Below are 24,829 nucleotides of genomic sequence, written 5' to 3' on the forward strand. Positions count from 1 at the left end.
CCTCACAGTCCGAGAATCATCTGCGCGATGATGTTCTTCTGGATTTCGTTCGAACCGCCGTAGATCGACGTCTTGCGGTAGTTGAAGTAATACGCGGCGAGCGGCGCCGCGTCGTCGTCGCCCGCGACGCTGTGCTCGCGCTCGCCTTCGAGGAACGGCGCGTCGAACGGCGCGGCGAGCGGCCCGATCGCGTCGACCATCAGCTCGGTCAGCGCCTGCTGGATCTCGGTGCCCTTGATCTTCAGCATCGACGCCTCGGGCCCCGGCCCGCGCCCGCTCGCCTCGCTGCTGACGACGCGCAGCACCGTCACTTCCAGCGCCATCAGCTCGATCTCGAGCGCGGCGATCTTCGCGGCGAACACGGGATCGGCGATGAGCGGCTTGCCGTTCTTGCGCTCGCGCGACGCGATGCGCTTGAGGAAATCGAGCTCGCGCTTCGACGCGCCGACGCGCGCGATCCCGCTGCGCTCGTGCCCGAGCAGATACTTCGCATAGGTCCAGCCGCGATTTTCCTCGCCGACGAGATTCTCGACGGGCACCTTCACGTCCTCGAAGAACACTTCGTTGACTTCGTGATCCTCGTCTAGCGTGATGATCGGGCGCACGGTGATGCCGGGCGATTTCATGTCGATCAGCAGGAACGAGATCCCTTCCTGCTTCTTCGCTTCGGGATCGGTGCGCACGAGGCAAAACATCATGTCGGCGTACTGGCCGAGCGTCGTCCAGGTCTTCTGGCCGTTGACGACGTAATGATCGCCGCGGCGTTCGGCGCGCGTGCGCAGCGACGCGAGATCCGAGCCCGAGCCGGGCTCCGAGTAGCCCTGGCACCACCAGTCGGTGCCGTCGAGAATTCGCGGCAGATAGTGGCGCTTTTGCGCTTCGCTGCCGTACTTCATCAGTACCGGCGCGACCATCGACACGCCGAACGGCAGCACGGGCGGCGCGCCGATTCGCGCGCACTCCTCATCCCAGATGTGGCGCTGCGTCGCGTTCCAGCCGGGACCGCCGTACTCGGCGGGCCACGCGGAAGCGGACCAGCCTCGCGCGCCGAGCAGCCGGTGCCAGCTCGCGAAATCGTCGCGATTCAGACGCTTGTGGTTGAGAACCTTGTCGCGCAGCGCGCGAGGCAGATTCGCCTCGAGCCAGGCGCGGACTTCGGCGCGGAACGCGTCGTCGGCGGGGGAATAATCGAGATCCATGCGCAGTGTCTCCTCTGACCGCACCGGCGGCCGCCTGCGGCCGCGCAGCGATCAGCGATCGATCACTGCAGAGGCTCTTTCAGCGCGGCGGGAACCGGCAGCGGCATCACGTCGATGCCCTCTTCGGCCAAGGCTTGCGCGTCTTCGGGCGTGGTCACGCCGCGAATGTTGCGCGCGGGCGCTTCGTTGTAATGAATGCGCCGCGCTTCCTCGGCGAAGCGCTCGCCCACGTTCTCGGTCTTCGCGAGCACCTCGCGCAGCGCACGCATCGCCTGCGCCTGCAGTTCGCGCGGATCGACCGGCTGCGCCTGCGTCGCACCCGACAAATTCAGGCGCGGCGCGGACGGCATGCGGCTGACCTCGGTCGCACCGCAAGCCGGACATTCGACCAGCTTGCGGGACAACTGCGCTTCGAACTCATCGGCCGACGCGAACCAGCCTTCGAACCGATGGCCTTGCGGGCACTGTAAATCGAGGACCTTCATGCTGAATCAGGGCGTGCTGCCAGTGTATCGCAAATGGAAATTTTTTGAACGATCGTGCTAAATTCAGTCCGAAAAAGGACGCGATCGAGCGAACCGTCGCACCGATTGTATCCCTTCGCAAAATGTCCCGCTCGGCCCGACTTTATGGCCGGATCGCGTCGCCGAGCGGCCACGCGCCGGACATCGCCTTCTCCAGCCACATCGTGCCGATGATCGTCTTGACGTCGCTGATCCGGCCGGTGCGCACCCATTCGAGCAGATCCGGCAACGTCGCCGTGAACGTCTCGAGGAACTCGCCGTCGTCGAGCTTGCGCTCGCCCGCCGTCAGGCCGCGCGCGAGATAGACGTCGATGAATTCCGTCGAATACGAAATGATCGGATGAATCCGCGTGAGGAACACGTACTCGCGCGCGCTATAGCCGGTTTCCTCGCGCAGCTCGCGAACCGCGCATGCGAGCGCGCCTTCGTCCGGATCGAGCTTGCCCGCCGGAAATTCGGCCATCACCTTGCCGATCGGATAGCGGTACTGGCTCTCCATCAGCACACGGCCGTCGTCGAAGAGCGGAATGACCATCACGGCGCCCGGATGCGTCACGTATTCGCGGGTCGCATGCTTGCCGTCGGGCAGGCGCACCGTATCGCGCCTGACCTTCAGGAACGAGCCGTCGTAGACGGCTTCGCTTTCGATGCAGGTTTCGGTGAGGGTGGCGTCGTGATTCGGCAAGTCGGCCATCGGCGGCTCCGCAGTGGGGCGCGACGGCCTACGCCGTCAGCGCCGTTTGACGAGATACTGGAACGTGAAGCCGGGAAACGCGAACACCACGAAAAGACTGAAGGTGATCGCGTAGAACTGCCAGCCCTGTTCGAAGCGGTTGCCGGCGCGCGATTCGAGCCAGAAGCCCAGCGCGCCGACGACGAAATACAGCACGATCAGCTCGCCGATCCGCAGCCATGCGCTCTTTTTCGCCGTCGCCCCGCTCTTGAGCGGCACGACGGCGAACAGGCGCTGATTCAGGAACGGCAAGTTGGCGCCGGCGAGCGCCAACAGCACGATGAACCAGCCGGCCGCCGACATTACAGCGGCAGCGTGTGGCTGATCGCCTGCAGGCAGACCGTCATCAGCGGGCCCGGCACGATGCCGAGCACGACGACGGCGAGGCCGTTCAGCACGAGGATCGTGCGCTTGCACGCGTCGCCCGCGATCGGCGTCGTGTCCTGCGGCGCGTCGAAGTACATCAGCTTGACGATGCGCAGATAGTAGAACGCACCGAACAGCGACGTGATGACGGCAAGCACGGCGAGCCACGTGAGGCCGGCGTTGACCGTCGCCTCGAGGACTGCGAGCTTCGCGTAGAAGCCGACCGCCGGCGGAATGCCGGCGAGCGAGAACATCATCACCATCATCACGAACGCGAACACCGGGCTGCGCTTGTTGAGGCCCTTGAAGTCGTCGAGCGTTTCGGCTTCGAAGTCGCGACGGGCGAGCAGCATCACGACGCCGAACGAGCCGAGCGTCGTCACGAGGTAGACGATCATGTAGAACATCGCCGAGCTGTACGCGCTCGCCGCCGACGCCGGATTGCCGTTGACGACGCCCGCGAGCAGGCCGAGCAGCACGAAGCCCATGTTCGAGATCGCCGAGTACGCGAGCATCCGCTTGATGTTGCGCTGGACGATGCCGGTGATGTTGCCGACGATGAGCGACAGCGCCGCGAGGATCACGAGCATTTCCTGCCAATCGACCGCGAGCGGCAACAGGCCCATCACGAGGAAGCGCAGGCCCCACGCGAACGCCGCGACCTTCGGGCCGCCGCCGACAAAGAGCGTCATCGCGGTCGGCGCGCCCTGGTAGACGTCCGGCACCCACATGTGGAACGGCACCGCGCCGAGCTTGAACGCAACGCCCGCGACGATGAAGATCACGCCGAACAGCAGCACCGCGTCGTTGATGCGGCCCGATGCGACCGCCTTCAGCACTTCGTTCAGCTCGAGCGAACCCGTCGCGCCGTACAGCATCGAGATCCCGTACAGCACGAAACCCGAGGCGAGCGCGCCGAGCACGTAGTACTTCATCGCCGCTTCGCTCGATTGCGCCGCGTCGCGGCGCAGCGCGATCACCGCGTACAGCGACAGCGACATCAGCTCGAGGCCGAGGTACAGCGTCAGGAAGTTGTTGCCCGAGATCATCACGAGCTGGCCGAGCAGCGAGAACATGCCGAGCAGGAACACGTCGCCGCGGAACAGGTCGCGATCCTCGAGATACCTGCGCGAGTAGACGAGCGTCACGGCGAAGCCGATCGACACCACCGCCTTCATCGCGCTCGCGAACGAATCGACGACGACCATCCGCGAGAAGAAGTAGTACTGCTGCGGGTCGAGCGCTTGCAGCGCGAACCACACGCCCGCCGCGGCCGACGCGACGACCGCGATCAGATACGTGAGGCGGCGGCCGGCCGCGCCGACGAAGGTGTCGTTCAGCCACGCGACGACGATGGCGACCATCACCAGCGCATCAGGCAACAGGACATTCATAGGTGCGTTTTGCATGATCTTTGTATCCTCCGCTCGGGCTTACTGGGCCAGCGGCAGTTTCGACTGCGCGACGTGGGAGAGGAGGTTTTCCACGGAAACGTGCATCACGTCGGTAAAGGGCTTCGGATAAAGGCCCATCAGCAGCGTGAACGCGGCGAGCACGGCGAGCATCGTGAATTCGCGGCGGCTGATGTCCTTCAGCTTCGCAACGTGATCGTTCGCCACCGCGCCGAAGTACACGCGCTTGTACATCCACAGCGTGTACGCCGCACCGAGAATCAGCGTGAACGCCGCGCCGAACGCGATCCAGAAATTGAACTGGACGGCGGCGAGGATCACCATGAACTCGCCGACGAAACCCGACGTGCCCGGCAGGCCGCAGTTGGCCATCGAGAACAGCATCGCGAACGCGGCGAACTTCGGCATCACGTTGACGACGCCGCCGTAATCGGCGATCTGGCGCGAATGCACGCGGTCGTACAGCACGCCGATGCAAAGGAACATCGCGCCCGACACGAAGCCGTGCGAGATCATCTGGACGATCGCGCCTTCGACGCCAAGCTGGTTGAAGATGAAGAAGCCGAGCGTGACGAAGCCCATGTGCGCGATCGACGAATATGCGACGAGCTTCTTCATGTCCGCCTGCACCATCGCGACGAGGCCGATGTAGATCACCGCAATCAGCGACAGCGCGATCACGACGGGCGCGAAGAAGTGGCTCGCGTCCGGCGTAATAGGCAGGGAGAAGCGCAGGAAACCGTATGCGCCGAGCTTCAGCATGATCGCGGCCAGCACGACCGAGCCGCCCGTCGGCGCTTCCACGTGCGCGTCCGGCAGCCAGGTGTGCACCGGCCACATCGGCACCTTCACCGCGAACGCGAGGAAGAACGCGATGAAGAGCAGCACCTGCGGCGTCATCGCGATCTTCGCGTTCTGCCACGTAGCCAGGTCGAACGAATGCGTTTCCGTGTACAGGTAGATCAGCGCGACCAGCATCAGCAGCGAGCCGGCGAGCGTGTACAGGAAGAACTTGAACGCCGCGTACACGCGGTTCGGGCCGCCCCACACGCCGATGATGATGTACATCGGAATCAGCGTCGCCTCGAAGAACACGTAGAACAGCAGGCCGTCAGCCGACGAGAACACGCCGATCATGATCCCCGAGAGGATCAGGAACGCGGCGAGATACTGCGACACGTGCTCGGTGATCACCTCCCAGCCGGCGATCACGACGATCACCGTGATGAGCGCGGTCAGCACGACGAACCACATCGAGATGCCGTCGACGCCCAGGTGATACGTGATGTTGAAACGTTCGATCCAGCTCGTTTGCTCGACGAACTGCAGCGCGGCGGTGCTCGAGTCGAAGCCCGTGATCAGCGGGATCGTGACGGCGAGGCCGGCGAGCGAGCCGATCAGCGCGATCCAGCGCGCCGCGCCCGGATTCTTGTCGGAGCCGACCGCGAGCACGATGAGGCCGAAGACGATCGGCAACCAGATCGCGGTACTGAGAATCGGAAAAGAGTGCATTAGTCGTCCCCGCCTTATTTGCCGCCAAGCGTTACAAACAGGGTCAGGAGCCCCAGCATGCCGATGATCATGGCGAACGCGTAGTGATAGATGTAACCGGATTGGAGGAAGCGGATCACGCCGGCGAACCAGCCGATGAAGCGCGCGCTGCCGTTGACGAGGCCGTCGATCACCACGACGTCGCCTTCCTTCCACAGACCGCGGCCGATCGCGACCGAACCCTTCGCGAACACGACCTCGTTGATCTTGTCCATGTAGTACTTGTTGTCGAGCAGCGTGTAGATCGGACCGAACGCGCGACGGATCGCGGCCGGCAGATCCGGGCGCTTCAGGTACAGGAACCACGCGACGACGACGCCCGCGAGCGCGAACCAGAGCGGCAGCGACGAGATCGAATGCAGACCGAGCGCCGCCCAGCCGTGGAACTCCTCCGCCATCTCGGCGAGCGCCGGGTGGTTCTGGCCGATGAAGATCACCTTGTCGAACGCGACGCCGTGCTGGAAGAAGTCGCCGTACAGCATCGGGCCGATCGCGATCGCACCGATGACGACCGACGGAATCGCGAGCAGCACGAGCGGCAGCCAGACAACCCAAGGCGTTTCGTGCGGTTCGTGCGCGTGGCCGTGACCATGGTCATCATCATGGCCGTGATGCGCGGCCGATTCGGCGCCGTGGTTGTTGCCGAATTCCTTCGGATGACGGAAGCGCTCTTCGCCGTGGAAGACGAGGAAGTACATCCGGAACGAATACAGCGCGGTGACGAACACGCTCGCGACGACCGCGAAATACGCGAAGCCCGAGCCCGGCAGGTGCGACAGCTTCACCGCGTCGATGATCGAGTCCTTCGAGTAGAAGCCCGAGAAGAACGGCGTGCCGATCAGCGCGAGCGAGCCGACGAGCGACGTGATCCACGTGATCGGCATGTATTTGCGCAGGCCGCCCATGTTGCGCATGTCCTGATCGTGGTGCATGCCGATGATCACCGAGCCCGCGCCGAGGAACAGGAGCGCCTTGAAGAACGCGTGCGTCATCAGGTGGAACACGGCGACCGGGTACGCGGACACGCCGAGCGCGACCGTCATGTAGCCGAGCTGCGACAGCGTCGAGTAAGCGACGACGCGCTTGATGTCGTTCTGGACGATGCCGAGGAAGCCCATGAAGAGCGCCGTGATCGCGCCGATCACCGTGATGAACGACAGCGCGGCGTCGGACAGCTCGAAGAGCGGCGACATGCGCGTGACCATGAAGATGCCGGCCGTCACCATCGTCGCCGCGTGAATCAGCGCGGAGATCGGCGTCGGGCCTTCCATCGAGTCGGGCAGCCACACGTGCAGCGGGAACTGCGCGGATTTACCCATCGCGCCGATGAAGAGGCAAATGCACGCGACGGTCAGCAGGCCCCACTGGGTGCCCGGAAAATGCAGCGCCGCGAGTTCCGCGCGCTTCGCGAACACTTCGCCGTAGTTCATCGAGCCCGCGTACGCGAGGATGAGGCCGATGCCGAGCAAAAAGCCGAAGTCGCCGACGCGGTTCACGAGGAACGCCTTCATGTTCGCGTAGATCGCGCTCTCACGCGTGAAGTAGAAGCCGATCAGCAGGTACGACACGAGCCCCACCGCTTCCCAGCCGAAGAACAGCTGCAGGAAGTTGTTGCTCATCACGAGCATCAGCATCGAGAACGTGAAGAGCGAAATGTACGAGAAGAAGCGCTGATAGCCGTCCTCTTCCGACATGTAGCCGATCGTGTAGACGTGCACCATCAGCGACACGAACGTGACGACCACCATCATCATCGCGGTCAGCGTGTCGACGAGGAAGCCTACCTCGAGCTTCAGCGAGCCGACGTTCATCCATTCGTAGACGGTCGCGTTGTAGCTCGCGCCGTCCAGCACCTGGAAGAACACCATCGCGGAAAGGATGAACGAGATCGCGACGCCGAGAATCGTCACGCGGTGCGCGCCTTTGCGGCCCACCGCGTTGCCGAACAGCCCCGCAATCAGCGAGCCGGCCAGCGGAGCGAGCGGAATCGCCAGCAGCAGGTTTTCATTGAGTGTCGTTGACATAACAGCGTTGCCTGAAATTAACCTTTGAGCTGATCGAGATCCTCGACATTGATCGTGTCGAGCTTACGGAACAGAGTCACCAGAATCGCGAGGCCGATCGCGGCTTCCGCTGCGGCGACGGTCAGCACGAAGAACACGAAGATCTGGCCGTGCACGTCGCCCAGGTAGTGCGAGAACGCGACGAAGTTGGTGTTCACCGCGAGCAGCATCAGTTCGATCGCCATCAGGATGATGATGATGTTGCGGCGGTTCAGGAAAATCCCGACGATCGCGATCGCGAACAGGATCGCGCCGAGCACGAGGTAATGAGCCAAGGTCAACATAGATTCTTCTCCTCCGCTTAGCCGTTGTTCCCGCCCGACGCGGCGTCGCTCGCGGCGGTTTCCGGCTGCGGCTTGTCGGCTTGCATCTTCACGAGGCGCACGCGATCCTCGCGGCGCACCTTCACCTGCTCGGACACGCGCTGGCGCTTGCTGTCCTTGCCCTTCTGCGCGGTCAGCGCGACTGCGGCGATGATCGCGACGAGCAGCACGAGCCCCGCGATTTCGAACGCGAAGATGTAGTCGGTGTAGATGACCTTGCCGATCAGCTTCGTGTTCGGCATGCCGGCGAGCGCGCCCGCGGCCATGTCGCGCACGGGCGAGGCCGTCGCGCCGTAGCCGCGCCAGAGGATCAGCGCCGTCTCGACGACGATGATCGCGCCGATCACGGTCGCCATCGGCACGAAGCGCTTGAAGTCTCGGCGCAGCACGTCGACGTTGATGTCGAGCATCATCACGACGAAGAGGAACAGCACCATCACCGCGCCCACGTAGACGAGCACCAGCAGGATCGCGAGGAACTCGGCCTCGAGCAGCATCCAGATCGCGGCCGCGTTGAAGAACGCGAGCACGAGGAAGAGCGCAGACGCCACCGGGTTGCGCGAAGTGATCACCTTCAGCCCCGACACCACGAGGAGCAGCGAGAAGATGTAGAAGAGTACGGTCGTGAAGTCCATGATTACCGGTTCATCATTAGGCCATTGTCAGGCGCGGTTGGCTGGCACCGCCGGGCGTGCCGCGGCTTCGCCGCAGCTTGCCGGCCCGCTCCCGGGCCGGCGCATCGGATTAGCGATACCGCGCATCGGCGGCCTTCGCGGCCGCGATCTCCTTCTCGTAGCGATCACCCACCGCGAGCAGCATTTCCTTCGTGAAGTACAGATCGCCGCGCTTCTCGCCGTGGTATTCGAGGATCTGCGTCTCGACGATCGAATCGACCGGGCAGCTCTCCTCGCAGAAACCGCAGAAGATGCACTTCGTCAGGTCGATGTCGTAGCGCGTCGTGCGGCGGGTGTTGTCCGCGCGCGTCTCCGATTCGATCGTGATCGCCATGGCCGGGCACACCGCTTCGCACAGCTTGCACGCGATGCACCGCTCCTCGCCGTTCTCGTAGCGCCGCAGCGCATGCAGCCCGCGAAAGCGCGGCGAAATCGGCGTCTTCTCCTCGGGGAACTGCACGGTGAACTTGCGCTTGAACGTGTAGCGCCCCGTCAGCGCGAGTCCCTTCAGCAGCTCGGTCAGGAAGAAGGTCTTAAAAAAATGTTGGATTGCCGTCATGATTTCGTCCGCCCCTTATTTCCAGATATTCAGCGGCGACATCATCCAGAAACCGACCACGATCACCCAGATCACGCAGACCGGCAGGAATACCTTCCAGCCGAGGCGCATGATCTGGTCGTAGCGGTAGCGCGGGAACGTCGCACGGGCCCAAATGAACACCGACAGCAGCGCGAAGACTTTCAGCACCAGCCAGAAGATGCCCGGAATGAACGACAGGAATTCGAACGGCGCATCCCAGCCGCCGAGGAACAGCGTCGCCGCAAGCGCCGAGATCACGATCATGTTGATGTACTCGGCGAGGAAGAACAGCGCGAACGCCATCCCCGAGTAGTCGATCATGTGACCCGCGACGATTTCCGACTCGCCTTCCACCACGTCGAACGGGTGGCGGTTCGTCTCGGCGATGCCCGAGATGAAATAGATGACGAAGACGGGCAGCAGCGGCAGCCAGTTCCACGACAGGAAGTTGACGCCGTGGCCCGCGAAGAAGCCGTGTTGCTGCGAGCCGACGATCTCCGACAGGTTCAGGCTGCCCGCCGTCATCAGCACGAGCACGAGCGCGAAGCCCATCGAGATTTCGTACGACACCATCTGCGCGGCCGCGCGCATCGCGCCGAGGAACGCGTACTTCGAGTTCGACGCCCAGCCGGCGAGAATCACCGCGTAGACGCCGATCGACGAGATCGCCATCGCGTACAGCAGCCCCGCGTTGACGTTCGCGAGCACCGCGCCCGCCTGGAACGGGATCACCGCCCACACGGCGAACGCCGGCACGACCGTCATGACGGGCGCGATCAGATACAGCCAACGGCTCGCGGCCGTCGGATGAATCACTTCCTTCAGCAGCAGCTTCAGCACGTCGGCGATCGGCTGCAAGAGGCCCGCAGGGCCGACGCGGTTCGGACCGAGACGCACGTGCATCCAGCCGATCAGCTTGCGCTCCCACAGAATCAGGTACGCGACGCTCAGCAGGATCGCGACGGCGACGACGAGGATGCGCACGAGCGCCCACACCGTCGGCCATGCGACGCCGAGAAGCTGGGCTCCGCCCGAGTTGATCGTATCGAACAAGCTCATTTACGCCTTCTCCACCACCAGTTCACCGGACAGGCTGCCGAGCGCTGCGCCGGCAGGCGTGGCCGCCGACACGCGAACGACGGCTTCCGCAAGATTCTCGTCGCGCACGGCCGGCAACTGCACCGTGCGATCGCCCTGGCGCACGCGCACCGCGTCGCCGTTCTTCAGACCGAGCTTGTCGAACAGCGCGGCGGGCAGGCCCACCTTGTGCGCCGTCTTCGCGGCGGCCGTCAGGTGCAGCGCGCCCGCGCGGCGCGACAGCGCGTCGGCATGATAGATCGGCACGTCGGCGAGGCGCTCGAGGCCCCCGTTGGCCGCCTTCGCGGCCGCGCGCGCCGGCGCCGCCGCGGTCTTGTTCGACAGGCGCGGCGCGATCTCGCCGTCGCCGAGCGCGGCGAGGCGCACTTCTTCCGACGTCTCGTATTCGAAGTTCGGCAGGCCGAGCAGGCTGCCGAGCACGCGCAGCACCTTCCACGCGGGGCGCGTGTCGCCGAGCGGACGCACGACGCCGTTGAACGACTGCGCGCGGCCCTCCGCGTTCACGTACGTGCCGGCCGTCTCGGTGAACGGCGCGATCGGCAGCAGCACGTCCGCGTAATCGAGGCCGTACTTGAACGGCGACAGCACGACGACCGTCTCCGCCTGCTTCAGCGCGGCGATCGCCTGCGCCGGATCGGCGGTGTCGAATTCGGGTTCGACGTTCAGGAGCACGTAGCCCTTGCGCGGCTGCGCGAACGCGTCGCGCGCGTTCAGGCCGTTCGCGCCCGGCAGCGCGCCGACGAGGTGCGCGCCGACCGTGTTCGCCGCTTCCGTCAGGAAGCCGAGCGTCGCGCCCGTGTTGTCCGCGATCCACTGCGCGATCGCGTGGATCTGCGCGAATTGCGGATGCTGGACCGCGCTGTTGCCAAGCAGCACGACGCGGCGCTCGCCGTTGACGAGCGATTGCGCGACCGCTTGCGCCGCGGCCGACGCGTCGACGCCCGCGAGCGCGTCCGGCAGCGCGACGCCGCGCGCCTGCGCGACGGCGGCCGCGATGCCCGCAAGCGTGTCGAGCCATGCCGACGGCGCGGCGACGATGCGTTGCGCGGTGGGGATCAGCGCGTCGTCGCCCGTCGCGTGCAGCAGGTGCAGCTTCGCGCCGCTCTTCGCCGCCTGGCGCAGACGCGCCGCGAAGAGCGGATGATCGCGACGCAGGAACGAGCCGACGACGAGCGCGGCATCGACATCCGACAGATCGGCGATCGGCATGCCGAGCCACGGCGCGCCTTGCGCGGCCGCGGAGAAATCGGTCTGACGCAGACGGAAGTCGACGTTCGGCGTCTTCAGCTCGTGCGCGAGCTGCTTGAGCAGGAACAGTTCCTCGACCGTGCTGTGCGGGCTCGCGAGCGTGGCGAGCGCGGACGCGCCGTGGTCGTCGCTGATGCCCTTCAGGCCGCGCGCGACGTATTCGAGCGCGGTCTGCCAGTCGACTTCGCGCCACTCGCCGCCCTGCTTGATCATCGGCTTGGTCAGGCGCTCGTCGCTGTTCAGGCTTTCGTACGAGAAGCGGTCCTTGTCCGAGATCCAGCACTCGTTGACGGCTTCGTTCTCGAACGGCAGCACGCGCATCACGCGGTTGTTCTTCACTTGCACGACGAGGTTCGCGCCGACGGAATCGTGCGGGCTCACCGATTTGCGGCGCGACAGCTCCCACGTGCGGGCGCTGTAGCGGAACGGCTTGCTCGTCAGCGCGCCGACCGGGCACAGGTCGATCATGTTGCCCGACAGCTCGGAGTCGACCGTCTTGCCGACGAACGTCGTGATTTCCGAATGCTCGCCGCGGCCCAGCATGCCGAACTCCATCACGCCGGCGATTTCCTGGCCGAAGCGCACGCAGCGCGTGCAATGGATGCAGCGCGACATCTCTTCCATCGAGATGAGCGGGCCGACGTCCTTGTGGAACACGACGCGCTTTTCTTCCGCATAACGCGACGTCGACTTGCCGTAGCCGACCGCGAGATCCTGCAGCTGGCATTCGCCGCCCTGATCGCAGATCGGGCAGTCGAGCGGATGGTTGATGAGCAGGAACTCCATCACCGACTGCTGCGCCTTCACGGCCTTGTCGGATTGCGTATGGACGATCATGCCGGCCGAGACGGGCGTCGCGCACGCGGGCACGGCCTTCGGCATCTTCTCGACTTCGACGAGACACATCCGGCAGTTGGCCGCAACCGACAGCTTCTTGTGATAGCAGAAGTGAGGAATGTACGTGTCCGCCTTGTGCGCAGCCTGGATCACCATGCTGCCTTCGGGCACCTCGACCTTCTTGCCGTCTATTTCAAGTTCAACCATGATGGTGAATGGTCCTTAACCTATTACCGCTCGCCCGCGTCCGCTCGACCGGGCGCTCGAATTCTGCAATCGGGTTGCGCCGTCAGGCCGCGGCCGCGTGCGCGTGGCCGCCGACCATGCAGCGCTTATGCTCGACGTGGTACGCGAACTCGTCCCAGTAGTGCTTGAGCATCCCGCGCACCGGCATCGCCGCCGCGTCGCCGAGCGCGCAGATCGTGCGGCCCATGATGTTCTCCGCGACCGAGTTCAGCAGATCCAGGTCTTCCTGGCGGCCTTCGCCGTGCTCGATGCGGTTCACGACGCGGTACAGCCAGCCCGTGCCTTCGCGGCACGGCGTGCACTGGCCGCACGACTCTTCGTAATAGAAGTACGACAGGCGCAGGAGCGAACGCACCATGCAGCGCGTCTCGTCCATCACGATCACCGCGCCGGAGCCGAGCATCGAGCCCGCCTTCGCGATCGAGTCGTAGTCCAGATCGGTCTGCATCATGATGTCGCCCGGAATCACCGGCGCCGACGAGCCGCCCGGAATCACCGCCTTGATCTTCTTGCCGCCGCGCATGCCGCCCGCGAGCTCCATCAGCGTCGCGAACGGCGTGCCGAGCGGCACTTCATAGTTGCCCGGACGCTCGACGTCGCCCGATACCGAGAAGATCTTCGTGCCGCCGTTGTTCGGCTTGCCCATCTCGAGATAATTCTGCGGACCGACTGCGAGCAGGAACGGCACCGCGGCGAACGTCTCGGTGTTGTTGATCGTGGTCGGCTTGCCATAGACGCCGAAGCTCGCCGGGAACGGCGGCTTGAAGCGCGGCTGGCCCTTCTTGCCTTCGAGCGATTCGAGGAGCGCGGTTTCCTCGCCGCAGATGTACGCGCCGTAACCATGGTGCGCGTGCAGCTGGAACGAGAAATCCGAGCCCATGATCTTCTCGCCGAGGAAGCCCGCGCGGCGCGCTTCCTCGAGCGCCGCTTCGAAGCGCCGATACACTTCGAAGATCTCGCCGTGGATGTAGTTGTAGCCGACGGTGATGCCCATCGCGTATGCGCCGATGGCCATGCCTTCGATCAGCGCGTGCGGATTCCAGCGCAGGATGTCGCGATCCTTGAACGTGCCCGGCTCGCCTTCGTCCGAATTGCAGACGAGATACTTCTGGCCCGGGAACTGACGCGGCATGAAGCTCCACTTCAGGCCGGTCGGGAAACCCGCGCCGCCGCGGCCGCGCAGCCCCGACGCCTTCACGTCGGCAATCACCTGCTCGGGCGGAATCTTTTCTTCGAGGATGCGGCGCAGCTGCTTGTAGCCGCCGCGCGCGACGTAGTCTTCGAGATGCCAGTTCTCGCCGTCGAGGCCGGCGAGGATCAGCGGTTTGATGTGACGATCGTGGAGGGACGTCATTTCGAGAGCTCCTCAAGCAGCTGGTCGATCTTCTCGCGGCTCATGAAGCTGCACATTTTGTGGTTGTTGAGCAGCAGCACCGGCGCATCGCCGCACGCGCCGAAGCACTCGCCTTCCTTCAGCGTGAACTTGCCGTCAGGCGTCGTCTCGCCGAAATCGATGCCGAGCTTCTGCTTCAGATAGTCGGCCGTCGCTTCGGCGCCGCCGTGCGGCCCGAGCTGGCACGGCAGGTTCGTGCAGAGCGTGATCTTGTGCTTGCCGACGGGCGCGAGCTCGTACATCGTGTAGAACGTCGCGACTTCCTGGACCGCAATGGCCGGCATGCCGAGATAGTCCGCGACGAACTGCATCAGTTCGGACGACAGCCAGCCATGCTCTTCCTGAGCGACGGCCAACGCCGACATCACAGCGGACTGTTTCTGATCGGCGGGGTACTTCGCGATCGCTCGATCGATTTCTTTCAGGCCTTCAGCTGAGATCATTTTCAGACACGACTCTTTCAATTCCTACCGCACGAACAACCTGCCGCATGACCGATGCGGCAGACCTGGCGCTCACTGTTGACAGCTTGTTGCGACGGCGAGCCCGAGGCGCGCGCCGCGTGTGACTCGCCGCGCGCGGCCCGGCCGGGCCCGCGAGCGGCGCGACCGTCAGCGGTCGACTTCGCCGAACACGATGTCCTGCGTACCGATGATCGTGACGGCGTCGGCGATCATGTGCCCGCGCGCCATTTCGTCGAGCGCGGACAGATGGGCGTAGCCCGGTGCACGGATCTTGAGGCGATACGGCTTGTTTGCGCCGTCCGACACGAGATAGATGCCGAACTCGCCCTTCGGGTGCTCGACGGCCGCATACGTCTCGCCTTCGGGCACGTGAAAACCTTCCGTGAAGAGCTTGAAATGGTGGATCAGATCCTCCATGTTCGTCTTCATGCCGACACGCGACGGCGGCGCGATCTTGTGATTGTCGGTGATCACTGGACCGGGATTCTTACGAAGCCACTCAATACACTGTTTCGCGATACGCGTCGACTGGCGCATTTCCTCGACACGCACGAGATAACGGTCGTAGCAATCGCCGTTCACGCCGACCGGGATATCGAAGTCGAGGCGGTCGTACACTTCATACGGCTGCTTCTTGCGCAGATCCCATGCAATGCCGGAGCCGCGGATCATCGGACCCGTCAGGCCGAGCTGCAGCGCACGTTCCGGCGTCACGACGCCGATGCCGACGAGACGCTGCTTCCAGATCCGGTTGTCGGTCAGGAGCGTTTCGTATTCGTCGACGCACTTCGGGAAGCGCGTGAAGAAGTCGTCGATGAAGTCGAGCACCGAGCCCTGGCGCGCTTCGTTCATCCTCGCGAGCGCCTTCTCGTTGCGGATCTTCGACGCCTTGTACTGCGGCATCGCGTCCGGCAGATCGCGATAGACGCCGCCCGGGCGATAGTACGCGGCGTGCATGCGCGCGCCGGACACGGCCTCGTACACGTCCATCAGATCTTCGCGCTCGCGGAACGCATAGAGGAATACCGCCATCGCGCCCACGTCGAGCGCGTGCGCGCCGATCCACATCAGGTGGTTCAGCACGCGCGTGATTTCGTCGAACAGCACGCGAATGTACTGCGCGCGCTCCGGCACGTCGATGCCGAGCAGCTTCTCGATCGCGAGCACGTAGCCGTGTTCGTTCACCATCATCGACACGTAGTCGAGACGATCCATGTACGGCACGGACTGGATGAACGTCTTGTTTTCGGCAAGCTTCTCGGTCGCCCGATGCAACAGGCCGATGTGCGGATCGGCGCGCTGGATCACTTCGCCGTCGAGCTCGAGCACGAGGCGCAGCACGCCGTGCGCCGCCGGGTGTTGCGGACCGAAGTTGAGCGTGTAGTTCTTGATTTCAGCCATGACGCCCTCTCAATGTTTCAGACCGCCATAGCGATCCTCGCGGATCACGCGCGGTGTGATTTCGCGCGGCTCGATCGTCACCGGCTGGTACACGACGCGCTTCTCTTCCGGGTCGTAACGCATTTCGACGTAGCCGGAAACCGGGAAATCCTTGCGGAACGGGTGACCGATGAAGCCGTAGTCGGTGAGGATGCGGCGCAAGTCCGGGTGGCCTTCGAACACGATGCCGTAGAGGTCGAACGCTTCGCGCTCGTACCAGTTCGCCGAACTCCAGACATCGACGACCGACGACACGATCGGCAGATCGTCGTCGGGCGCGAACACGCGCACGCGCAGGCGCCAGTTGTTCGCGACCGACAGCAGGTGCAGGACGGCGGCAAAACGCAGCCCTTCGTAGGCCCCGTCGCCGTAGGTTTGATAGTCGACGCCGCAGAGGTCGATCAGTTGCTCGAAGCCGAGCGAGCGATCGTCGCGCAGCTGCTTCGCGACTTCGAAATAATCGTTCGCCTTCACGACGAGCGTGAGCTCGCCAACCGCTTCTACGAGGCTCACCACGCGCGCGCCGAGCGCGGCTTCGAGGTTCGCCTTGAGGGTCTCGATTTTGCTTGCCATGTTGTGGGGTGCTCGATGCTTTATTGACGGGCGATGGTGCTCGTGCGGCGGATCTTCGCCTGCAGCTGGATCACACCGTAGACGAGCGCCTCGGCGGTCGGCGGACAGCCCGGCACGTAGACGTCGACGGGCACGATCCGATCGCAGCCGCGCACCACCGAATACGAGTAGTGGTAGTAGCCGCCGCCGTTCGCGCACGACCCCATCGAGATCACCCAGCGCGGCTCGGCCATCTGGTCGTAGACGCGACGCAGCGCGGGCGCCATCTTGTTGCAGAGCGTACCCGCGACGATCATCACGTCGGATTGACGCGGGCTCGGACGAAACACGACGCCGAACCGGTCGAGGTCGTAGCGGGCGGCGCCCGCATGCATCATTTCCACTGCGCAGCACGCGAGCCCGAACGTCATCGGCCACAGCGAGCCGGTACGCGTCCAGTTGATCAGTTTGTCAGCCGTCGTGGTGACAAACCCTTCCTTCAAGACCCCTTCGATACTCATTTGCTTTCCACTCCAGACAGGCGGCGACGCGTGGCCGCCCATGCAAACCGGCGATTAGCCCGTCACTCCCAGTCGAGGCCGCCCTTCTTCCAGATATAGGCAAAGCCGAGCAGGAATTCGAGCAGGAAAATCATCATTGCGATGAAACCGGGCCAGCCGATCTCGCGCAGGGCAACGCCCCACGGAAACAGGAACGCGGTTTCGAGATCGAAGATGATGAACAGAATCGCAACGAGGTAGTAGCGCACGTCGAACTTCATGCGCGCGTCCTCGAACGCCTCGAAGCCGCACTCGTAGGGCGCGTTCTTCTCGCTGTCGGGCTTGTTGGGACCGAGGATCTTGCCGATGCTGACCAGCGCTATACCTAAACCAGTGCCCACCAGGAGGAACAACAAGACGGGGTAATAGGCTGCGAGGTTCAAGGCTATCCTCTATTGGTTGGTTCCGAGCGTTCCGGAGAATAACACCGTTCCGGGGAAAGGATCATTTCGGACTACCGGAGAACCCAAGCCGAGCGCAAGGGTAGCCCAGAAATGAAAAATGCCAGCCACACGAAGCGGCTGGCATTGAGTAACTTTGGTGCCGACGGCGAGACTCGAACTCGCACAGCTTTCGCCACTACCCCCTCAAGATAGCGTGTCTACCAATTTCACCACGTCGGCACTGCATGCAACCCGGGAAGAACTTTGTATCCCGCGAATCGCTTCAAGATTTAAATTCTAACCCGCTTCCTCAAATTGTTCAACGCACAAGCGCGAATTTTTTGAATTTATTTCGGCACGTCCTGACCAGGCGCGGACGCGGCCGACACGGCGGCCGGCGCGGATGCCGCGGGCGCCTGCGATGCCGCAACCGACGACGCCGCGGGCGCGGGAGCCGCACCGAGCACACCGACCGACGGCGCCGACTTGTACGAGCCGAGGTACGTCAGCGCGAGCGTCGCGACGAAGAAGATCGTCGCCAGAACGGCCGTCGTGCGCGACAGGAAGTTCGCCGAGCCCGTCGCACCAAAGAGACTGCCCGACGCCCCGCTGCCGAACGCGGCACCCATATCCGCGCCCTTGCCATGCTGCAGCAGCACGAGGCCGATCACGCCGAGCGCGGACAGCAGTTGGACCACGATAATCAAGACTTTCAAGTACGGCATATACATTCACCTGTTTGGTTTCAAGCAATCGGCGCACCCGCCGGCCGCCCCGCTATTCTTCGCGCGCCCGCGTCGTGCGAACGCTTACTGCGCTGCCTGGCAGATCGCCAGAAAATCGCCGCTCTTCAACGACGCGCCGCCGATCAGGCCGCCGTCGATATCGGGCTGGCCGAACAGTTCGACCGCGTTGTCGGCCTTCACGCTACCGCCGTACAGCAGCGACACGTGCTCCGCCCCCTTCGCCGCGAGCCGTGCGCGCAGGAACGCGTGCACCTGCTGCGCCTGCTCGGCCGTCGCGCTCTTGCCCGTGCCGATTGCCCAGACGGGCTCGTACGCGACGACGATGCGCGCCGCCTCGTCCGAGGACAGCGCCGCGAGCACCGCGTCGAGTTGCGCGCCGACGACCGGCTCGGTCGCGCCCGCCTCGCGCTCGGCGAGCGTCTCGCCGACGCACACGATGGGCGTCAGACCCGCAGCGAGCGCGCGCTGCGTCTTCGCCGCGACGGTCTCGTTCGACTCACCGTGATACGCACGGCGCTCCGAGTGCCCGACGATCGCGTAAGCCGCACCGAACTCCGCCACCATGCCTGCCGCGACTTCGCCGGTGTAGGCGCCCTGCTCGTGCGCGGACACGTCCTGCGCGCCCCACGCGACGCGGCCGCCCTGAAGCTGCGCCCGCGCTTGCGCGAGGTACGGGAACGGCACGCACACGCCGATGCCGACGTTATCGCCCACCGCTTGCGCGCCCTGCGCGACTTCGTTCAGCAACGCCTGGTTGCCGCTCAGGCGACCGTGCATCTTCCAGTTGCCGATCACCCGCTTGATTCTTTGTTTCGACATCGTTTGTCTCGTCGTGGACGCACCGAAGCCGGGCGTCGTGTTCATCTGGCGAAGCGAACCCGCGATTTTACTGCGGCGCTCGAGAACCGGTCAAACGACCGATGTCAAGCGTTCGCACCCCAATCGAGCACGATCTTGCCGACGTGCTCGCTGCTCTCCATCAGCGCATGCGCGTCCGCGGCCTGCGCGGCCGGCAGCACTCGATAGACGACGGGCTTCACGCGCCCGTCCTCGATGAGCGGCCACACATGCGCCTTCAGCTGCGCGGCGATGCGCGCCTTGAATTCGACGGGCCTCGGCCGCAGCGTCGAGCCCGTGATCGTCAAGCGCCGCCGCAGGATCTCGGCGAGGTTGATCTCCGACTTCGCCCCGCCGAGGAGCGCGATCACGACGAGCCGGCCGCCGTCGGCAAGCGCCGTCAGCTCGCGCGGCACGTACGCGCCCGCGACCATGTCGAGGATCACGTCGACGCCCCGATCGTGCGTGAGCGACTTCACGACCTCGACGAAATCCTCGGTCTTGTAGTTGATCGCGCGCTCCGCGCCGAGCTTCTCGCATGCGCGGCACTTGTCGTCGGTGCCCGCCGTCGCGAACACGCGAAAACCGCGCGCATGCGCGATCTGGATCGCCGTCACGCCGATGCCGCTCGAGCCGCCCTGCACGAGAAGCGTCTCCTGCGCGCCGCCTTCGCCCGCACCCAGTTGCGCGCGATCGAACACGTTGCTCCACACGGTGAAGAACGTTTCCGGCAACGAGGCGGCCTCGACGTCGGTCAATCCGCTCGGCACCGGCAGGCACTGCGCGAGCGGCGCGGCCACGTATTGCGCGTAGCCGCCGCCCGCGAGCAGCGCGCAAACGCGGTCGCCGAGCTTCAGGCCGAACGGGTTCGCCGCGGGGTCGGAAAGATCGCCGCCGACGATCTCGCCGGCGACCTCGAGGCCCGGCAGATCCGATGCGCCGGGAGGCGGCGCATAAGCGCCCTTTCTCTGGAACACGTCCGGACGGTTGACGCCGGACGCCGCCACCTTGATCAGCACCTCGCCGCGCCTCGGCTCCGGCTGCGGCCGCTCCGTCAGCTTCAGCACGTCGGGCGCGCCGAATTCGGTGATTTCGATCGCTTTCATGCACGTCGCTCCAAGATCGTGACGGGTTTGCGCACGCGATGCGCGCTCCGCAAACCGGTCCATCCTATGAAAAACGGCCGGCGCGCCTTCGCGCTGCCGGCCGTTGCGTCGCCGCTTACTGCTGCGGCGGCGTGTCCGTCTGAGCCGCCGCCTCGTTCAGCAGCGCCTTGGCCGACAGACGCACGCGACCCTTTTCGTCCGTCTGGATCACCTTGACCTTCACCTGCTGGCCTTCCTTCAGGTAGTCGTTGATGTCCTTCACGCGCTCGTTGACGATCTCCGAGATGTGCAGCAGACCGTCCTTGCCCGGCAGCAGGTTCACGATCGCGCCGAAATCGAGCAGCTTCAGCACGGTGCCTTCGTACACCTGACCGACTTCGATCTCGGCCGTGATGTTCTCGATGCGCTTCTTCGCTTCGGCCATGCCTTCGCTGTTCGTGCTCGCGATCGTCACGACGCCGTCATCCGAGATGTCGATCGTCGTGCCGGTCTCTTCGGTCAGCGCGCGGATCACCGAGCCGCCCTTGCCGATCACGTCGCGGATCTTTTCCGGGTTGATCTTGATCGTGATCATGCGCGGCGCGAATTCCGACAGCTGCGTGTTCGCTCCGGCGACCGCTTCCTTCATCTTGCCGAGGATGTGCATGCGGCCTTCCTTCGCCTGCGCGAGCGCGACCTGCATGATTTCCTTCGTGATGCCCTGGATCTTGATGTCCATCTGCAGCGCGGTCACGCCGTCGGCCGTGCCGGCCACCTTGAAGTCCATGTCGCCGAGGTGATCTTCGTCGCCGAGGATGTCGGTGAGCACCGCGAACTTGTTGCCTTCGAGGATCAGGCCCATCGCGATGCCCGCGACGTGCGCCTTCATCGGCACGCCGGCGTCCATCAGCGCGAGGCAGCCGCCGCACACCGACGCCATCGACGACGAACCGTTCGATTCGGTGATTTCCGACACGACGCGGATCGAGTAGCCGAATTCGTCGGCGCTCGGCAGACACGCGACGAGCGCGCGCTTCGCGAGGCGGCCGTGGCCGATTTCGCGGCGCTTCGGCGAGCCGACGCGGCCCGTTTCGCCGGTCGCGAACGGGGGCATGTTGTAGTGGAGCATGAAGCGCTCGCGATACTCGCCTTCGAGCGCGTCGATGATCTGCTCGTCACCCTTCGTGCCGAGCGTAGCGACGACGAGCGCCTGCGTCTCGCCGCGCGTGAACAGCGCCGAGCCGTGCGTGCGCGGCAGCACGCCCGTGCGGATCTCGATCGGGCGCACGGTGCGCGTGTCGCGGCCGTCGATGCGCGGCTCGCCGCTCAGGATCTGGCCGCGAACGATCTTCGCCTCGAGGTCGAACAGGATGTTGCCGACCGTTGCCTTGTCGGCCGCGACCGTGCCGGCCGCCGTCGCTTCTTCTTCCAGCTTCGCCGACGTCGCTGCGTACACTTCCTTCAGCTTCGTCGAACGCGCCTGCTTGTCGCGGATCTGGTAAGCGGCGAGCAGTTCCGGCTGGGCGAGCTCGGTCACGCGTGCGTTGAGCGCCTCGTCCTTCGGCACCGGCTGCCAGTCCCACTCGGCCTTGCCGCCTTCGCGCACGAGCTCGTGGATCGCGTCGATCGCGGTTTGCATCTGCTCATGGCCGAACACGACCGCGCCGAGCATCACGTCTTCAGGCAGTTGCTCCGCTTCCGATTCGACCATCAGCACCGCACGCTCCGTGCCCGCCACGACGAGGTCGAGGCGCGACGCCTTGATCTGCTCGCGCGTCGGGTTCAGCACGTATTCGTTGTTCACGTATGCGACGCGCGCGGCGCCGACCGGGCCGTTGAACGGCAGGCCGGACACGGCGAGCGCGGCCGATGCGCCGATCAGCGCCGGGATGTCGGCCGGGATTTCCGGGTTCACCGACAGCACGTGAATCACGACCTGCACTTCGTTATAGAAGCCTTCCGGGAAGAGCGGGCGCAGCGGACGGTCGATGAGGCGCGAGGTCAGCGTTTCGTGCTCCGAAGGACGGCCTTCGCGGCGGAAGAAGCCGCCCGGGATCTTGCCTGCCGAGTAGGTCTTCTCGATGTAGTCGACGGTGAGCGGGAAGAAATCCTGGCCCGGCTTCGCCGACTTCGCGCCGACGACGGTCGCGAGGACGACGGTGTCCTCGATATCGACGAGCACGGCGCCGCTAGCCTGGCGCGCGATCTCGCCGGTTTCGAGGCGCACCTTGTGCTGGCCCCATTGGAATTCCTTCACGACTTTGTTGAACAGAGACATGGTCGCTCCTTTCGTTCGTTATCGGACGCCGTGCGCGGACAAAGCCGGCACGGCGGCAGCGCGACCGGGCCACATGGGAAGAGGTGTGTTTTTTATGCCATTCCAGCGCCGTGCTCGCCGCCCGGCGTCGAGCGGGACGCGAACAGCGCGCTGGAATGACACAAAGCTCAACCCTTGTGCGCCTGGCCGGTTGTGGGCTTCGACAGCCCGGCGGCAAGCATCGTGCATGCCGCGAAAAAACAAAATGCCTGTATCAGCAGACTGACACAGGCATCTTGCTGAGGCGAGCAACGCCCCGATTACTTACGCAGACCCAGCTTCTCGATCAGCGCGCGGTAACGGTCGGCATCCTTGCCCTTGAGGTAGTCGAGCAGCTTGCGACGGCGGCTCACCATACGCAGCAGGCCGCGACGGCTGTGGTGATCCTTCGCGTGGGTCTTGAAGTGACCCGTCAGTTCCGTGATGCGCGCCGTCAACAGCGCGACCTGCACTTCGGGCGAGCCCGTATCGTTGGTGCCGCGCGCGAACTGAGCAACGACTTCCGATTTCTTGATATCAGCAACAGACATTTGATTTCCTTTCGACTGAACAGGCGGACACGGAAGAAAGGCCGTGCCGTGATTTACAACCGGCGCAAATTGTAGCACAGGTCGCTCGGCCGGCGAAGCCCGCCTTTCACGGGCGTTTCATACGGCATGCGGCGGACGCCGCGCCCCGCGTGGGCGGCAGCTCGAGCACCGTCCGGAAGCCGTAGCCCGAGCCCGCGTTGTCGAAACGCACGCCCGGCGCGCCGACGCGGTCCATTTCGATCACATAAAGGGGTTGAATCAATTGATGATCGGCCGCGCGCATCTGCGCCGGATGGAATCCGTCGTCGTACCGCATTCCCTCGAGCGCCTTCGCGACGGCGACCGGATCGGCCGAGCCCGCGCGCGTCATCGCCGCGGCCAGCATCTCGATCATCTCGCTCATCCGCCGCACCGGATAGTCGTCCCGCGGCGCCGGGAAACGCGCGCGAAACGCCCGGTAGAACGCGTCGGACTGCGCGCCGCCCGCATTCGGGTGCCAATCGGCCACGGCGAGCACGCGCTTCACGCCCGCGTCGCCGAGCGCGGCCGGCGCATCGAGGCTGTTGCCGTAGAACGTGTAGAACTTCGTCGCGAGCCCCTGCTCGCGCGCCGCGCGCACGAGCAGCGTCAGATCGTTGCCCCAGTTGCCCGTGACGACCGCGTCCGCGCCGCTCGCACGAATCTTCGCGACGTACGGCGAAAAATCCTTCACGCGCCCGATCGGATGAAACTCGTCGCCGACGATCGCGATGTCCGGACGCCGCGCGCTCAACGCGGCACGCGCGAGCGCGCTGACGTCGCGCCCGAAACTGTAGTCCTGATTCAGCAGATAAACCTTCCCCACCGCGCGGTCGCGCGCGAGCACGTCGGCAAGCGCATCCATTCGCATGCCGGCGTGCGCGTCGAAGCGGAAGTGCCAGAAGCTGCAATCGCGCTCCGTCAGCGCGGGATCGTCAGCCGAATAGTTGAGGAACAGCGCGCGATGCCCGGGATCGCGGGCGTTGTGCTTATCGAGCGCGGCGACGAGCGCCGCCGCGACGGCCGAGCCGTTGCCCTGCGCGACGAAACCGATCCCCTTGTCGGTCGCGGCGCGCAGCTGGACGAGCGCTTCCTCGACGCCGCCCTTGCTGTCCAGCACGACGAGTTCGAGCGGATGGACGCCGTCGCGCAGCCGCACGCCGCCTTGCGCGTTGACGCGTTCGACGCCGAAGCGCAGATTGCGCTCGACCGCCGCGCCCGCGTTCGCGAACGGTCCCGACACCCCCTCGACGAGCGCGATCCGGATCGGCTCGCCCGTCGCGCCGGCCGACGCGGGCAACGGCATCGCCAATGAAAGCGCCGCCGAGGCGGCGGCGGCAAAACGCATCCAATAGGAAGACATTGCGTGATTTCCTGCGCAGTCGGTTCGTCGAGCGCTGGATCATAGGCGAGCGCCCGGCGGGCCGGCAAGCCGCACGAGCGCACGACGCGAGGAATGCCGGCGGACATCGACCGTCCGAACGGTCGGCTGGACAACGCCTCGGCCGCGGCCCGCCGCGCCCGCCCTCGGCTCCGGAGGCCGCCCGAAACCGCGGCATCGCTTTCGCCGCGCCGTTCCGCCGCGGATGCCGGGCCGCGCAAACTTTTCCGGGCCGGTACGCGCACGCGGTGGCCCGCCGTGATAAAACG

General features: G+C 65.0%; 24 protein-coding genes and 1 tRNA gene. All 25 read right to left on the reverse strand.

The window, feature by feature from the left end:
- Nucleotides 1–2 precede the first annotated feature (2 nt).
- The 25 genes from X946_RS11265 to X946_RS11385 all read right to left on the reverse strand — a co-directional run bounded on the left by X946_RS11265 (nt 3) and on the right by X946_RS11385 (nt 24,542).
- Nucleotides 3–1,199: an acyl-CoA dehydrogenase family protein gene (locus tag X946_RS11265; RefSeq protein ID WP_038747232.1), complete on the reverse strand. Its 1,197-nt coding sequence runs from the start codon at nt 1,197–1,199 to the stop codon at nt 3–5.
- 62 nt (nt 1,200–1,261) lie between these two features.
- On the reverse strand, nt 1,262–1,684 hold the full coding sequence (locus X946_RS11270; RefSeq protein WP_038747235.1) for a DUF1178 family protein: 423 nt from the start codon (nt 1,682–1,684) through the stop codon (nt 1,262–1,264).
- Between the two features lie 142 nt (nt 1,685–1,826).
- Nucleotides 1,827–2,417 (reverse strand): NUDIX domain-containing protein, encoded by a 591-nt coding sequence (locus X946_RS11275; protein ID WP_038747238.1) that lies wholly within the window; start codon nt 2,415–2,417, stop codon nt 1,827–1,829.
- A 36-nt stretch (nt 2,418–2,453) separates the two neighbouring features.
- Entirely contained in the window at nt 2,454–2,759 is a 306-nt protein-coding gene (locus X946_RS11280; protein WP_038747240.1) for a DUF2818 family protein, read from the reverse strand.
- Entirely contained in the window at nt 2,759–4,216 is a 1,458-nt protein-coding gene (gene nuoN, locus X946_RS11285) for an NADH-quinone oxidoreductase subunit NuoN (RefSeq protein WP_038747242.1), read from the reverse strand. Before nuoN ends, X946_RS11280 begins: the two co-directional genes overlap by 1 nt.
- 39 nt (nt 4,217–4,255) lie before the next feature.
- Entirely contained in the window at nt 4,256–5,746 is a 1,491-nt protein-coding gene (locus X946_RS11290) for an NADH-quinone oxidoreductase subunit M (RefSeq protein ID WP_038747244.1), read from the reverse strand.
- A gap of 14 nt (nt 5,747–5,760) precedes the next feature.
- On the reverse strand, nt 5,761–7,809 hold the full coding sequence (gene nuoL / locus X946_RS11295) for an NADH-quinone oxidoreductase subunit L (RefSeq protein WP_038747245.1): 2,049 nt from the start codon (nt 7,807–7,809) through the stop codon (nt 5,761–5,763).
- 17 nt (nt 7,810–7,826) lie between these two features.
- A complete protein-coding gene (nuoK, locus tag X946_RS11300; RefSeq protein WP_004185739.1) occupies nt 7,827–8,132 on the reverse strand; it encodes an NADH-quinone oxidoreductase subunit NuoK in 306 nt (101 codons plus the stop codon).
- Nucleotides 8,133–8,149: 17 nt separating this feature from the next.
- Nucleotides 8,150–8,806, reverse strand: a complete 657-nt coding sequence (locus tag X946_RS11305; protein WP_038747247.1) for an NADH-quinone oxidoreductase subunit J — start codon at nt 8,804–8,806, stop codon at nt 8,150–8,152.
- Between the two features lie 109 nt (nt 8,807–8,915).
- Complete coding sequence (gene nuoI, locus X946_RS11310; RefSeq protein ID WP_038747248.1) at nt 8,916–9,404, reverse strand: NADH-quinone oxidoreductase subunit NuoI; 489 nt, start codon at nt 9,402–9,404, stop codon at nt 8,916–8,918.
- Nucleotides 9,405–9,419: 15 nt separating this feature from the next.
- Nucleotides 9,420–10,484, reverse strand: coding sequence for an NADH-quinone oxidoreductase subunit NuoH (gene nuoH / locus X946_RS11315; RefSeq protein ID WP_038747250.1), 1,065 nt, complete (start codon nt 10,482–10,484; stop codon nt 9,420–9,422).
- Nucleotides 10,485–12,815 (reverse strand): NADH-quinone oxidoreductase subunit NuoG, encoded by a 2,331-nt coding sequence (gene nuoG / locus X946_RS11320; protein WP_038747253.1) that lies wholly within the window; start codon nt 12,813–12,815, stop codon nt 10,485–10,487.
- An 82-nt stretch (nt 12,816–12,897) separates the two neighbouring features.
- Nucleotides 12,898–14,208, reverse strand: coding sequence for an NADH-quinone oxidoreductase subunit NuoF (gene nuoF / locus X946_RS11325; protein WP_038747256.1), 1,311 nt, complete (start codon nt 14,206–14,208; stop codon nt 12,898–12,900).
- Entirely contained in the window at nt 14,205–14,690 is a 486-nt protein-coding gene (gene nuoE / locus X946_RS11330) for an NADH-quinone oxidoreductase subunit NuoE (protein WP_038747259.1), read from the reverse strand. The genes nuoF and nuoE overlap by 4 nt, the downstream gene beginning before the upstream one ends.
- A 168-nt stretch (nt 14,691–14,858) precedes the next feature.
- Nucleotides 14,859–16,112, reverse strand: a complete 1,254-nt coding sequence (locus X946_RS11335; RefSeq protein WP_038747262.1) for an NADH-quinone oxidoreductase subunit D — start codon at nt 16,110–16,112, stop codon at nt 14,859–14,861.
- A 9-nt stretch (nt 16,113–16,121) separates the two neighbouring features.
- Nucleotides 16,122–16,724 (reverse strand): NADH-quinone oxidoreductase subunit C, encoded by a 603-nt coding sequence (locus tag X946_RS11340; RefSeq protein WP_038747263.1) that lies wholly within the window; start codon nt 16,722–16,724, stop codon nt 16,122–16,124.
- 20 nt (nt 16,725–16,744) lie between these two features.
- Nucleotides 16,745–17,224, reverse strand: coding sequence for a NuoB/complex I 20 kDa subunit family protein (locus X946_RS11345; protein ID WP_004186402.1), 480 nt, complete (start codon nt 17,222–17,224; stop codon nt 16,745–16,747).
- Nucleotides 17,225–17,286: 62 nt separating this feature from the next.
- The gene (locus X946_RS11350) at nt 17,287–17,646 is read right to left on the reverse strand and encodes an NADH-quinone oxidoreductase subunit A (protein WP_004186624.1); all 360 of its coding nucleotides are present in this window, start codon (nt 17,644–17,646) and stop codon (nt 17,287–17,289) included.
- 155 nt (nt 17,647–17,801) lie between these two features.
- A tRNA-Leu gene (locus X946_RS11355) sits at nt 17,802–17,886 on the reverse strand.
- A gap of 107 nt (nt 17,887–17,993) precedes the next feature.
- Entirely contained in the window at nt 17,994–18,371 is a 378-nt protein-coding gene (gene secG / locus X946_RS11360; RefSeq protein ID WP_038747374.1) for a preprotein translocase subunit SecG, read from the reverse strand.
- Between the two features lie 84 nt (nt 18,372–18,455).
- On the reverse strand, nt 18,456–19,256 hold the full coding sequence (gene tpiA, locus X946_RS11365) for a triose-phosphate isomerase (RefSeq protein WP_186448538.1): 801 nt from the start codon (nt 19,254–19,256) through the stop codon (nt 18,456–18,458).
- A gap of 59 nt (nt 19,257–19,315) precedes the next feature.
- A complete protein-coding gene (locus X946_RS11370) occupies nt 19,316–20,335 on the reverse strand; it encodes an NAD(P)H-quinone oxidoreductase (protein ID WP_038747266.1) in 1,020 nt (339 codons plus the stop codon).
- 115 nt (nt 20,336–20,450) lie between these two features.
- A complete protein-coding gene (pnp, locus tag X946_RS11375) occupies nt 20,451–22,592 on the reverse strand; it encodes a polyribonucleotide nucleotidyltransferase (protein ID WP_038747269.1) in 2,142 nt (713 codons plus the stop codon).
- A 299-nt stretch (nt 22,593–22,891) separates the two neighbouring features.
- Nucleotides 22,892–23,161 carry a 30S ribosomal protein S15 gene (rpsO, locus tag X946_RS11380; RefSeq protein ID WP_038747271.1) on the reverse strand — a complete coding sequence of 90 codons (270 nt, stop codon included), beginning with the start codon at nt 23,159–23,161 and terminating at the stop codon, nt 22,892–22,894.
- A 106-nt stretch (nt 23,162–23,267) separates the two neighbouring features.
- Nucleotides 23,268–24,542: a branched-chain amino acid ABC transporter substrate-binding protein gene (locus X946_RS11385; RefSeq protein WP_038747274.1), complete on the reverse strand. Its 1,275-nt coding sequence runs from the start codon at nt 24,540–24,542 to the stop codon at nt 23,268–23,270.
- Between the last annotated feature and the right edge of the window lie 287 nt (nt 24,543–24,829).

The organism is Burkholderia sp. ABCPW 111, assembly GCF_000773065.1.
Lineage (GTDB): Bacteria > Pseudomonadota > Gammaproteobacteria > Burkholderiales > Burkholderiaceae > Burkholderia > Burkholderia savannae.